This is a genomic window from Rubritalea spongiae (assembly GCF_042652385.1).
Classification (GTDB): Bacteria; Verrucomicrobiota; Verrucomicrobiia; order Verrucomicrobiales; family Akkermansiaceae; genus Rubritalea; species Rubritalea spongiae.
Window position 1 is genome coordinate 1684912 of the sequence record NZ_JBHSJM010000001.1, and the last position, 12161, is coordinate 1697072.

Genomic DNA, 12161 nt, shown 5'->3' on the forward strand with positions numbered 1-12161 from the left:
CCTAAACATCCGGCTGAAAAAGCATCTTGATATCTACCACGATGATCATTTCAAAAATCGATCTAGGAGAGACATTCTGACGCATTTAAAATCTAAAGACCTCAAAATCTCAAAACCACCGGACACTTAAGGATCAGCGCCCCTGTTCGTCATAGAACAGTCGATCTATAACACACCATCTACAGGCAAAAAAAAATCGGCCTTAGGAAAAACCTAAGACCGATTGGAAAATGTATTAGCGAGTTAAGCTTACGCTTCGACTGGCGCAACGTTTACTCGGCGACCAGATTGGTCGAAGTAAACAGAGCCATCTACATATGCGTGAACTGTGTGGTCTTTTCCAAGGTAAACGTTCTTACCTGGTGTCCACTTAGTGCCGCGCTGGCGGATGATGATGTTACCTGCAGTAACTGTTTCGCCACCGAATTTCTTAACGCCAAGACGCTTACTGCGTGAATCGCGACCGTTTTTAACGGAACCTTGTCCTTTTTTATGAGCCATGGTGAGTGATTGTGTTAGTGATTAAGAGATTAAGCAACGCTTACGATCTCGAGCTTAGTGAGGTGACGGCGGTAACCCTTTGTCTTGTGGTAACCTTGGCGGCGCTTAAACTTGAAAGCGATGCCTTTTTTACCGCGGAACTGGTCAACAACCTTAGCTTTAACTGTTGCACCTTCAACTACAGGCGCGCCAACTGTTGTGTTGCTACCGTCGTTGACGAGGAGAACTTCGTCAAAAGAAATTTCGGAATCAACATCTGCGTCGAGTTTCTCGACGTCGATTTGATCACCTGCTTGTACGCGGTACTGTTTACCGCCTGTTTTGAAAACTGCGTATGCCATGGTCTGACAATCGTTAATGGTTAAAAATGAATACTCCTACACAAGGGCGTGTCGGACTGGGCGCGGAATTGACCACAAATCATTCATTTCCGCAAGATTTTTTTTGAACTTATCTCAATAAAATTCAAAAACTTCTCTATGCAACAGCATTTCCCAGTCGAAATCAACTCACCCGAAGCAATGAAAGCCTTTGGTTTCAAGCTTTCAAAACATTTATCCAGCGGCGATGTACTCGCCCTCATTGGTGACCTCGGCGCCGGCAAGACCCACCTTACCCAAGGAATTGCTCAAGCGCTCGGACGAAATAACGCCGTCACCAGCCCTACATTCGCCCTCGTTAATGAATACACCGACTGCTCACCGGAACTGATCCACTTTGATTGGTACCGCATGGAAGCGCCTGAAGAACTCCTCGCCATTGGCTGGGAGGACTACCTAGAGCGCGATGCCATCCTCGTCATCGAATGGCCAGATCGATTCCCTGAAATGATCCCTCCTGGCACCCACTGTATTCATATTGAGCACATCGACGGGGGGCGGAAGCTCAGTTACGCTATTGCTTGAGTTACCCTAAGCGTCAAAATATTTCAGACACATTGACCTTCTCGACTCCATCAACTTGTCAAAGTTTTCTCCCAAAATTCGCTAGTTAGGAAAGAGTTAGATATTCATCTCGGAATTACAGTTTACAGCTCGTCCGACTAGACATTATTCTATAACCAATGAAGCAAAGCACGATCATCGTCAGATTCGCAAACCCAGAGCACAAAGCAGACTTTCTAAAGGATATTAAAGTTGAAGAGTCCTCCATCTTTCTCAATGAAGAAAACATGGTACAGCTTCCGCTCTACTTCACAGCAGAAGCTGAGGAGCACAACCTCGTAGTCAGCGTAGAAGACGGTGAACCAGTCGAAGTCGAAGATGAAGATTTCGACCTCGATCTAGACGACCTCTAGGTTGCTCACATCGGCTTCTACTTAAGGCTCAAACCTAAGCTCCTCATGCTTTTTAGCGTTAGGAGCTTTTTTATGTCTAAATAGAAGCTCCTAAGCCCTCTCCGCCATTCCAGAAATCCACTTGCATCACCTCCTGTGTCCACTACACTGCAGCTCAGACAGGGGAGCCGACGAGGCTGAGAATAGGCAACACCGCCCATGACCCTTCGAACCTGCTACGGCTAACACCGGCGAAGGGAGTCGCATTTCATCATTGAAACGAAATACGCCTGTCCGCCGTCCACTGCGCCGACAGGCATTTTTTATTTCCAGCAGAAACTAACAGCTTCACAAGAGCTTCTAACTACCCCACTTTCAATTACCAACTCAACTCTATTTAACCATGATCTCACCAGACGAAACTACACCTACGCCGGAGAACTCCTCAGCCCGTTCCGACTACACTGGTAACTTCATCGAAGACATCGACAACTCCGAAGAACTCGCTGCCCTCGAGAAAGATCCTACCATTTTCCCAAACTCTACTCGTGTCTACGTTGGCGGCCAACTTCACCCTTCCGTTCAAGTGCCAATGCGTGAGATTCGTCTCTCCGACACCGAACACCCAAATGGCCGTATAGAAAAGAACGCACCCATCCGCGTCTATGACTGCTCAGGCCCTTGGGGAGATCCTAATTTCAATGGTGACCCACGCGAAGGCCTCCCAGCCCTCCGCCGTGATTGGATCCTCGGCCGTGGTGACGTCGAAGAATACGAAGGCCGCGACGTCAAGCCATCCGACAATGGCTACCTCTCCGACAAACACGCCGAAAAATACAACGAAGGAAAAGCCGCCAAAAACAAGCTCAAGGAATACCCTGGCCTCAAGCGTAAACCACTCCGTGCCTCCGCTGGCCACCCAGTCACACAAAAATGGTACGCCGACCAAGGCATCATCACTCCGGAAATGGAATTCATCGCTATCCGCGAGAACATGGGCCGCATCGAAGAATTTAAAACCGTCAACGACCGCTACCCAACACTCGATGAACTCCCCGAGGACGCCTCTGACGCGATCAAGGAACTCATCAAGAGCAAATCCCACACACCAGACGGCTACAACATGCCGCGCCCATCCGAGATCGACCCCTTCAAACAGGTCTCTCGCAATCGCATGGACCACCAGCACCCTGGCCAATCCTTCGGCGCTGAAATCCCCAAACTCATCACCCCAGAGTTCGTTCGCTCCGAGGTAGCCCGTGGCCGCGCCATCATCCCCGCCAACATCAACCACCCAGAAATAGAGCCAATGATCATTGGCCGTAACTTCCTCATCAAAATCAACGCAAATATCGGTAACTCCGCCGTCGCTTCTACCATCGACGAAGAAGTTGAAAAAATGCGCTGGGCCACCAAGTGGGGAGCAGACACCGTCATGGATCTCTCCACCGGTAAGAACATCCACGCCACCCGCGAATGGATTCTGCGTAACTCACCAGTCCCAATCGGCACAGTACCTATTTACCAAGCACTCGAGAAGGTCAACGGCAAGATCGAAGACCTCACTTGGGAGCTCTTCCGCGATACCCTCATCGAACAGGCTGAGCAAGGAGTCGACTACTTCACCATTCACGCAGCGGTTCTCCTTCGCTTCGTCCCACACACTGCACGCCGCATGACAGGCATCGTTTCCCGTGGTGGTTCTATCTTGGCGAAATGGACGCTCGCCCACCAAAAAGAAAACTTCCTCTACACTCACTGGGATGACATCTGTGACATCTGCGCCGCTTACGACGTGTCCTTCTCCATCGGCGACGGCCTCCGTCCAGGCTCGATCGCAGACGCCAACGACTACGCCCAGCTCGCCGAGCTCGAGATCCAAGGCGAACTCACCAAACGCGCATGGGCAAAAGGCTGCCAAGTCATGAACGAAGGCCCCGGCCACGTCCCTCTCCACCTCATTAAAGAAAATATGGAGAAGCAAATCGAGTGGTGCCACGAAGCTCCCTTCTACACTCTCGGGCCACTCACCACTGACATCGCTCCGGGTTACGACCACATTACTTCCGGTATCGGTGCAGCAAACATCGGTTGGTACGGTTGCGCGATGCTCTGCTACGTGACACCGAAAGAACACCTCGGCCTACCGAACCGTGATGACGTCCGCGAAGGCGTCATCACCTACAAGCTCGCTGCCCACGCTGGCGACCTCGCCAAAGGCCACCCAGCCGCGCAGGAGCGCGACAACGCGATCTCCAAGGCACGCTTCGAGTTCCGCTGGCGCGACCAGTTCGCCCTTGGACTCGATCCTGCCCGAGCTATCGATTTCCACGATGAAACACTCCCCGCAGAAGGCGCCAAAACCGCCCATTTCTGCTCCATGTGTGGCCCCACTTTCTGTTCTATGAAAATCACTGCCGACGTCCGCAAGTACGCCGAAGACAACGGTTTCACCGAGCAGGCAATCGAAGAAAAAGGCCTAGAGAAAGCCACCGCCGAACTCACCGGTCAAAGCTAAAAGAAGCCCAACAGATTCATCCCTAGTTAAAAAAGTACCCTTAAGCGCCACTTCGCACTTAGGGGTATTTTTTACCCCCTGCGGCAGTAGCAGCACAAACATCAGTCCTTCTGCAACCGCACCAAAGCCCCCCAGTGTCCGCCACCACTACAGCGACTGCTTTCAACACCGAAATGCACCTCATCGGCAATTGCTGGTGCGACCTCGCCAACCATCAACTCCAATTGAAAAACCTCTGGCCTACCAATTCCTCCGTCCCTGAGGACACAAAAAATCCCCACGCCTCTCGATCAATCGAAAAAACGTGGGGACAAATCTTTCTGCCAATGAGTGGCAGACGAAGCTCAGCGTAAAATTACTTGTTCGCTGCACTCACCTTCGCAGGGCGCTTGAGCAATGCACGAACTTCGCTTGAGTTCAATGCCGCAACAGCAGCTTCGTCCATGCCTAAAGCGACAAGGCGGCGGCGCTGAACTTTAGTGCGCTTGGCTTTTGCGCCTGTTGACTTTGTTGGACGTGTTCTGTTAGTGTTACGTTGTAATGAAGTAGCCATAATAGTAGTTTAGATTTCTGGTTGAAAATGGACAGAACCGCCTGATCGACAATATCAAATCACTGCGGCCTGCCGACTACTAAGGTTCAAGCCCATTTTAGTCAACTGGAATCCAGCTCTGGCCCAATGGCTCGGCCACCAGCACATTAATCCGTAGCAAAGGTATTCTTGAGTGCCATCTCGCACTTAGCGGGTATTTTTTTACCTCAAAAACTATCACCTGAACATAAAAACAATTTAGTTGAGCAACTCCGATAGGGTTTCCCACGGCTGAGTTCTATGCCTTACAAGAACTCCTCCAACTCCCAGAAGAGGAACTCGGTCGCGACCTTGGCATTTCTCCCGCCACGCTCCACCATCGTAAAAAAACAGACCGTTTGGAGACTCCAGAAAGTGAGCGCATTACCCAGCCTCAGTACTCCCAAATAGTTGGCGGAATATCTCACCTCCGTGCCCTTGCCAAGAATTTGGTGACGACTGGCTCGCTTCCAACGCCCAGCTCTAGAATGATGAGGCCAATGCTCTAAAAATCCATTCCTAGCCAAACACCTAGCACCACGCTGTCATCGATATCTCCAGTTCCTCCTGGTCGGTGAATGTATTGGACTGACGGCTGCACACAATACGCATCCCCCAATTGAAAACGGTGACCGATCTCACACACAATCTCGTAATCCCGATCTTCACCGATTTCTTCTCCATACTCCGCACTGTAATCTCCATAAGTCGCATACAGCACAGTTCTATCTTCTGGTCGCGCAGGGAATAAGCCCTTCCAGATGAGTCCAAAACTCGACTGAAACTCAATGCGAGCTAATTCACCTTGCCCACTGTAGGCTGCTGTTAGGAAAACCTGTAGATCGTCGAGAATTTCATGATCTATGTGACCATAATACTGACTAAACTGCCCCTCAGTCCCGTCGCTTCCATACGTCTCAAACTCATCAAATGCCTGATGCGTACCAAGATACATTCTTGAATTCCTCCCAGCGATTTCACCAGTCCAATCATATTGTAAAAAGACCGACAGGCCATCGTCACCACTGATATCAAAATCTGTACCATGCGCACTCGCATCCCACATACTATCACTCACCTGATACGCTCCCATACGAAAGCGATGCTCCTCATTCACTACGTATTCTAAACGCGTGCCCCACACCGGAAAAGGGAAAGAGCTCATCACACCGTCAAGCAATAAAGCCCGTATCGGTCCATTCACCGTATTGTTTAATGAATACGCATAAAGTGGAGAAGTTGAGAAATCATCGGTCGCGGCCATGCGCCCCACTTTCACGGAAAACGCATCAGTAAAATCCTTTTCAATACTTAGGTCGTACAAGAATGTTGTCTGCCCTCCATAAATCGTCACTGGATCAAACACGCTTCCTACCGAACCTGCCAATGTCTCACCATGCCGATTTACCATTGAAACTTTAACTCTAGCGCCTTTCCAATTCCATAGCTGCTCTAGGTCTAAATGCACACCTGCATAAATCTGCCCAGCATAAACACTATCACTTTCAATACCGCCCGACACATTAGACGCACCGATTCCCACATAAGAGGCAAATACATCCACACCTTTGGGCTCAATACTTGAAAAGAAATTACCCGAAGCCTCCTCAGCTCCTATTTCTTCCATACTCTCCACCGCCGGAGGCTGTGCGAGACTTAGTTCTTCACCATGCCCCACAGCTCCCCCCATCACCACTGCACATACTACTAATTGCTTCGTTTTCATCATTTTTATTTTTTAGACCCTAAAAAGGGCACAGTTCTCCCATCGTGGCTCTCACCACGTAAAAGTATCAATAGACGGGCCCTTCAGCCCCAACTAACAAGCCACTACTTCGTGGACTAATATCATTCAATCTCGGCCAAAAAGCACCGCTTGCATGTGACGCGCAATGTCAGGATCATCATAAATAGCCTCCACCATTGATCCGTAAGTCTGAGTAAAGGCTGTGTTTTCAGATAAGTCACCAAACACTTCTCGCACCCTCAAAAAGGCCAAAGGATTCTCCGAACTTCCGGCAGCTGCTTCATGAAGCTCAGTTTTCATCTCATCAGTTATTTCCAATTGTACACCATGGCGGTCTCTGCCCTTATCCGAGTAATAACACCATGCGGCCAGGACTAAGCTTCCATATTCAATACTCCCACCACTGGCTAAATTTTCTCGAATGGTTGGGATCAAAAACTTCGGCAGTTTTGACGAACTCTCTAAACAAATACGGGAAAGCTTATCCTTTATGTTAGGATTTCCAAATCGCTCAATCAACGAATCTTTATAATCATCGAGATCAATTCCTTCCACTGGATCCAAGACTGGAGTCGCTTCAGAATCCATAAAACGCCTCACATAGGTCTCAAAGAGAGAATCGTCTATACAGTCATCAATGGTAGCATGTCCGTGCAACGCACCCAGTATTCCCAACACGGAATGACCTGCGTTGAGCAGACGGATCTTCATCGTTTCATACGGTGTAACGTCAGGAACAAACTGTGCACCCACACTTTCCCATTGTGGCCTCCCATCTGCAAAATCATCCTCGATCACCCATTGGCAAAATGGCTCACACGTTACCGGCCACTCATCTTTCCAACCAAGCTCTTCTAATGATTCTATATCTTCTGGTGTCGTCACTGGAGTAATCCGATCCACCATTGCATTGGGGAAACGCACCTCATTTTCAATCCACTCCGCGAGCTCGCTATCTTGCTTACGAGTGAAGGCTAACAACATCGCCTTCGTAACATCTCCGTTGTGCTGAATGTTATCGCATGACTGCACCGTAAACGCGCCAGCCCCCGTAGATCGGCGCTTCCTTAGAGCTGCAGCTAAAAAACCAAACACGGTCCGAGGTTGTTCAGGCTCCGCTAAATCATGCTCAACATCAGGATTCTCAAAATCGAACTCTCCTGTCGATGGGTCGAAATTATACCCTCCTTCCGTGATAGTAAGTGAGACAATCTTAGTGAGCGGGTCCGCCATCTTATCGATCACACCTTTCGCATCATCACATGCTAACAGAAAATCTACAATCGAACCGATCACTCTATTCTCCACCTTACCATCAGGATGCTTCACTATCATAGTGTAGAGATAATCCTGACGCTTTAAAACATCCGCGATCTTGCGATCAGATTCCCTCAAACCAACACCGCAGATTCCCCAACAGCGCTCGCCACCTCGCTCAAGCAGCAGGTCCGTATAGTAGGCTTCGTGCGAACGATGGAATCCCCCAACTCCAACGTGCACAATACTCGCGGTAATCTCACTGCGATCATATTGTGGCACATGAGCGCTGTTAGGGAGAGTTTCTAAATTAGATTGGTTTAATCGAATTGCTGCATTCATAATAGTTTGGGTTTTTATGATTTTATAAGTTCATTTGAGATAGATTATATTAATATTGCTGTAGTGCTTTCTTCCTACGCAGCGCCCAGTAAGCACAGCTGAAATAGACTACCGTAAATATAAAGGCGTAAACATGAAAGCGATCTCGGTTTTGCGTATAAACCTCCATATCTGGACTCGCAAACATCGTCAGCGCTGCAAGGATAAATATAAGCGCTAAACTCGATCTCGAAACCCAGTGAAGACCTCTTGAGAAAAAGCTCTCATCCTTCACAGCTTCTTCTTCAGCTTCAGCCTGCTGCTCTTGATAATCAGCCACGACTCGATCGCTCTCTAACATCTTCGCCTCTTCTTCTGGATAACGTTCTGCTGCTCCAAACTGACGAGCCAAGATAATATAAGAAATGGTGGTCACAAACCAGGTTGGAATGAACAAATAATAGAAAGACATTACATCTAATATATTGAGTCCGAACCCACATGTTAAGCCAATTGCCCATGATGCAATCGCTGGAACACTATGTTTGATGCCACGGTATTTTGCCCAGTAACGAGTAAAGCCAATCTTAGGGAAAATCACATGCTCCGCGAAAACCACAGCCCCCACAGGAACTACGATCAAACCTGCATAAGTCAGCAATGGCAACATCTTCGTGAACACGAAAGGGAAACACGCCACCACCACAGTCACTAAACCTACCGCTAGCGTAGTTTTCTGACGTGAATGGTTCTTGAAAATCGCCTGAGCAGCTAAACCTGCTCGATACAAGTTCGCATTCGCTGTCGTCCAACCCGCTACGAGAACAATCACAAAACCAGCCCAACCCAATGCCTCATATGCCACATCGCCCGGATCTAACTGAATGATCGATTTCTTTAACAAAATAGCAGTCCCTGCACCCATGATCCCTGCGGCAATCCATGCAATAAAATGGCCAAACAACATCCCGGAGCTCGTGCACAAACCGTAAATCGGCTTCTTCGCATAGCGGAATAACGCCATATCAATAAGTCCCACGTGCGTAATCGTATTCGCTGCCCACGCAAAACCGATCACCTCTAACAAGCCTATACCCGGCTCACCATTCGCCGCCACACCGGTCCAAATCGATTGATCACCAATCGTCAGAAATTCCCCAAATCCATCCAGCGTAGTGCGTCCTAACACACCTTCAGCTAATGCTGGAAACATCACCAATGCACCCGCTGAAAACATCACAAATAACCACGGCCCACATATACTTGAAAAGTCAGACACTGCATTAAATCCATACATCGCCACTAGTACCACAATCGCCCCTACACCGAGCACTACCAACACAAAGGCCCAATCATTCGGGTACCAATCTAACTGAGCTGGTATGCCGAATAAAAACCGCACGGCCGAACATGAAACCGTGATCATAGCAGCCGAAATCACCGTAAAAATAACAACATTTGCCCAGTTATAAAGCTTCGTCATCGAATTCCCTGCTATCTTATTAAGATAAGTATACAGGCTTAATCGAGTCTGTGTGGCAATCGGGGCAGTGATTAAAGTCCAACTTAAAATCGCTAATATATTACCAATCAACAGACCTAGCAAAATATCCATTGTCGTCGCACCAAGCGCCACAAATGTTGCTCCGATCACAAACTCCGTTGCAGCCACATGCTCTCCAGCATACAGCCCCAAAAAATGTTTCCAGCCATGCAACTTATGCTTTGGTACTGGTAATTGCTCATCACTCACTCCGGCAAGCGCTTCAGGTCTTTCAATTGAATTACTCATTTTATATCTAGGGTTTAATTAAAAATTCTTAATCGAGGCTGGAAGTTCAGGGCAGGCACCTGACTGAGCACACACATAGCCAGCCACTCGGTTCGCAAATTTGAGACAATCTTCCTGTGCATAACCGCGCAACAATCCCACACAAAAAGAAGCGGTAAATGCATCGCCGGCACCCACTGAATCGACCACCTCAGCTTTACTCGATGGCGCAAATAAATAACCATTCTCTGAGCTCAAAGCACTTCCCTCAGCGCCACATGTATAGACCACATAACGTAAATTAAATTGCTGACGGATACATTCAAGTTGCTCTGCCGCACTACCTCTTAAATCAAAATATTCCGCTAAAACTGGCAACTCCTCATCACTCAGTTTCAGCACATTTGCCGACACCAGCGCCAACTCCACCGCATTTTTATCATACCACGGCTCACGCAAATTCACGTCCAACACTTTCAAAGCACCCTCAGGCATCCGCTCTAACACTCTCTGAATACTTGTCCGAGACATCTCACTACGTTGAGACAACACCCCGAAACAAACAGCATCTATGGTTGTCGCAAATTCGAGCAACTCATGCGAACTTGGGATCGCATCCCACGCCACATCAGCTGTGATCGCATACCGTGGTTTCCCCTCTCCATCCAGTTCAACCTCCACGGTTCCTGTTGGCAAAGTTTCACTCACATGAATAAAATCAGTACCCACTCCGAGCTCAGCCAATTCCACCCTCGCTTGCTCACCTTGGGCATCACCACCAACACAACTGATCACCTCGCCGCGCTCACCTAACTGAGCGGCATGACAGGCAAAATTAGTCGGAGCTCCACCGAGACGAGCCCCATCCGGATACACATCCCACAAGGTTTCTCCCATCCCAGCTATTGTGAATCGCTTTTTCATAATTAACTCTCCGACAAGCACTCATTGCCCCTCTGGAGTAATCATTACAATTGACAATTAGAGAACCATTTGCAAACAAATAGACTATCAATTACCAAAATAATAATTACATTTAGTTTACATTAAAGCAATGAACGCAACAAAACCAAGGTATCTACAGATTTATGAAGAAATCCGCCTCAGACTGCGCAATGCCGTTTACCAAGCAGGTGATTTCCTCCCAACAGAAGCCGAACTATGCCGAGAATTCTCCACATCCCGACCCACTATATCTAAAGCACTTAAACTTCTCTCAGAGGAAAAACTCATTAGCCGTAAAGCTGGATTTGGCACCAAAGTCCTCGAGCCCAAAAAATCACCCATGCTCGCAGGGCTGCTCGTCCCCCAAATCTTAAATACCGAAATATTTGAACCAATCTGCGCCAGCATCGCCGAAAATGCTGGAATTGCAGGAATGAGAGTAATCCATCCATCCCAGCTCAATCTCTCAGGAGATGTAAAAACTCTCACCAGCGAACTCGCTGACCACTTCATTGAACAAAAAGTCAAAGGCGTCTTTTACGCCCCTGTTGAACACGTCAATAACCAGCTAGAATTCAATCTAGAGATCATTAACCGTCTCTCAGATAAAGGAATTCGAGTCGTCCTCATTGATCGAGACATCTATCCTTGGCCACGCCAGTCACCCTGTGACCTGATCGGTATCGACAACATTGAAGCTGGTTTTGTCGTCGCCACTCATCTCTTAAACAAAGATTGCTCAAAACTCGCTTTCGTCTCTCTCCCAAATCCCGCATCTACTGTGGCTCTTCGCCGAAGTGGTTGCCGTGAAGCTCTCATCCAAAAAGGCCTGCGCGCACGCACTCTAGTCGACGTCGAGTTTGACCCGAAAAAACCATCTCACGCCGTCGAAATATTACGTCAAAACGAGGTGGATGGAGTCGTCTGCGCCAATGACGTCACTGCTGCCTCCCTCATGCGCTCATTGTTAGATCAAGGAGCTTCTATCCCCAAACGCATTAAAGTCTGTGGATTCGATGACGTAAAATACGCCTCTCTACTCAGCGTCCCACTCACCTCCTATCAACAACCTTGCCGTGACATTGGACGAGTTGCCGCAGATCTCATGCGATACCGCATCAAACATCCAAACGCTCCTACCCAGCGCATCGCTCTCCAGGGACAACTCGTCATCCGCACCTCATCTCAGTAACTTCAACTACGTGTTTCTATTCGACAAGCCACTTGAAACATTCTCAATATCGACCAACTTAC

General features: G+C 48.4%; 12 protein-coding genes and 1 riboswitch. Of the genes, 5 read left to right on the forward strand and 7 right to left on the reverse strand.

The features are described 5' to 3' along the window. Positions 1–249: 249 nt before the first annotated feature. Together rpmA and rplU are read right to left on the reverse strand one after the other, a co-directional pair. Positions 250–501, reverse strand: coding sequence for a 50S ribosomal protein L27 (gene rpmA, locus ACFPK9_RS07645; RefSeq protein WP_377094257.1), 252 nt, complete (start codon positions 499–501; stop codon positions 250–252). A gap of 29 nt (positions 502–530) precedes the next feature. Beyond that, a complete protein-coding gene (gene rplU, locus ACFPK9_RS07650; RefSeq protein WP_377094258.1) occupies positions 531–842 on the reverse strand; it encodes a 50S ribosomal protein L21 in 312 nt (103 codons plus the stop codon). Between the two features lie 138 nt (positions 843–980). Here rplU and tsaE point away from each other — a divergent pair, with 138 nt between their 5' ends. From tsaE to thiC, 3 genes are all read left to right on the forward strand, one after another. Further along, complete coding sequence (tsaE, locus tag ACFPK9_RS07655) at positions 981–1406, forward strand: tRNA (adenosine(37)-N6)-threonylcarbamoyltransferase complex ATPase subunit type 1 TsaE (RefSeq protein ID WP_377094259.1); 426 nt, start codon at positions 981–983, stop codon at positions 1404–1406. A 158-nt stretch (positions 1407–1564) separates the two neighbouring features. Continuing rightward, positions 1565–1798 (forward strand): hypothetical protein, encoded by a 234-nt coding sequence (locus ACFPK9_RS07660; RefSeq protein ID WP_377094260.1) that lies wholly within the window; start codon positions 1565–1567, stop codon positions 1796–1798. Between the two features lie 150 nt (positions 1799–1948). Continuing rightward, positions 1949–2054: riboswitch (TPP riboswitch) on the forward strand. A 126-nt stretch (positions 2055–2180) separates the two neighbouring features. After that, positions 2181–4295 (forward strand): phosphomethylpyrimidine synthase ThiC, encoded by a 2115-nt coding sequence (gene thiC, locus ACFPK9_RS07665; protein WP_377094261.1) that lies wholly within the window; start codon positions 2181–2183, stop codon positions 4293–4295. A gap of 355 nt (positions 4296–4650) precedes the next feature. Here thiC and ACFPK9_RS07670 read toward each other — a convergent pair whose 3' ends face one another. Further along, positions 4651–4848 (reverse strand): hypothetical protein, encoded by a 198-nt coding sequence (locus ACFPK9_RS07670; RefSeq protein WP_377094262.1) that lies wholly within the window; start codon positions 4846–4848, stop codon positions 4651–4653. Positions 4849–5102: 254 nt separating this feature from the next. Between ACFPK9_RS07670 and ACFPK9_RS07675 the strand changes: the two genes are divergently transcribed. Next, positions 5103–5375: an antitoxin Xre-like helix-turn-helix domain-containing protein gene (locus ACFPK9_RS07675; protein ID WP_377096582.1), complete on the forward strand. Its 273-nt coding sequence runs from the start codon at positions 5103–5105 to the stop codon at positions 5373–5375. Here ACFPK9_RS07675 and ACFPK9_RS07680 read toward each other — a convergent pair. From ACFPK9_RS07680 to ACFPK9_RS07695, 4 genes are all read right to left on the reverse strand, one after another. Beyond that, a complete protein-coding gene (locus tag ACFPK9_RS07680) occupies positions 5372–6595 on the reverse strand; it encodes a carbohydrate porin (protein WP_377094263.1) in 1224 nt (407 codons plus the stop codon). The two genes, ACFPK9_RS07675 and ACFPK9_RS07680, sit on opposite strands and share 4 nt — an antisense overlap. A 123-nt stretch (positions 6596–6718) precedes the next feature. Beyond that, entirely contained in the window at positions 6719–8212 is a 1494-nt protein-coding gene (locus ACFPK9_RS07685; protein ID WP_377094264.1) for a mannitol dehydrogenase family protein, read from the reverse strand. A gap of 49 nt (positions 8213–8261) precedes the next feature. After that, on the reverse strand, positions 8262–9983 hold the full coding sequence (locus ACFPK9_RS07690; RefSeq protein ID WP_377094265.1) for a purine-cytosine permease family protein: 1722 nt from the start codon (positions 9981–9983) through the stop codon (positions 8262–8264). A gap of 18 nt (positions 9984–10001) precedes the next feature. Continuing rightward, on the reverse strand, positions 10002–10886 hold the full coding sequence (locus ACFPK9_RS07695; protein ID WP_377094266.1) for a carbohydrate kinase family protein: 885 nt from the start codon (positions 10884–10886) through the stop codon (positions 10002–10004). 130 nt (positions 10887–11016) lie between these two features. On the opposite strand from ACFPK9_RS07695, the gene ACFPK9_RS07700 reads away from it, so the two are divergent. Then, complete coding sequence (locus ACFPK9_RS07700) at positions 11017–12099, forward strand: GntR family transcriptional regulator (RefSeq protein ID WP_377094267.1); 1083 nt, start codon at positions 11017–11019, stop codon at positions 12097–12099. The last annotated feature ends 62 nt before the right edge of the window (positions 12100–12161 follow it).

What these genes read in the sequence shown, in the direction of transcription:
- rpmA (WP_377094257.1), bottom strand. Translation starts at nt 501, where the DNA reads ATGGCTCATAAAAAAGGACAAGGTTCCGTTAAAAACGGTCGCGATTCA.
- rplU (WP_377094258.1), bottom strand. Translation starts at nt 842, where the DNA reads ATGGCATACGCAGTTTTCAAAACAGGCGGTAAACAGTACCGCGTACAA.
- tsaE (WP_377094259.1), top strand. Translation starts at nt 981, where the DNA reads ATGCAACAGCATTTCCCAGTCGAAATCAACTCACCCGAAGCAATGAAA.
- ACFPK9_RS07660 (WP_377094260.1), top strand. Translation starts at nt 1,565, where the DNA reads ATGAAGCAAAGCACGATCATCGTCAGATTCGCAAACCCAGAGCACAAA.
- thiC (WP_377094261.1), top strand. Translation starts at nt 2,181, where the DNA reads ATGATCTCACCAGACGAAACTACACCTACGCCGGAGAACTCCTCAGCC.
- ACFPK9_RS07670 (WP_377094262.1), bottom strand. Translation starts at nt 4,848, where the DNA reads ATGGCTACTTCATTACAACGTAACACTAACAGAACACGTCCAACAAAG.
- ACFPK9_RS07680 (WP_377094263.1), bottom strand. Translation starts at nt 6,595, where the DNA reads ATGATGAAAACGAAGCAATTAGTAGTATGTGCAGTGGTGATGGGGGGA.
- ACFPK9_RS07685 (WP_377094264.1), bottom strand. Translation starts at nt 8,212, where the DNA reads ATGAATGCAGCAATTCGATTAAACCAATCTAATTTAGAAACTCTCCCT.
- ACFPK9_RS07690 (WP_377094265.1), bottom strand. Translation starts at nt 9,983, where the DNA reads ATGAGTAATTCAATTGAAAGACCTGAAGCGCTTGCCGGAGTGAGTGAT.
- ACFPK9_RS07695 (WP_377094266.1), bottom strand. Translation starts at nt 10,886, where the DNA reads ATGAAAAAGCGATTCACAATAGCTGGGATGGGAGAAACCTTGTGGGAT.
- ACFPK9_RS07700 (WP_377094267.1), top strand. Translation starts at nt 11,017, where the DNA reads ATGAACGCAACAAAACCAAGGTATCTACAGATTTATGAAGAAATCCGC.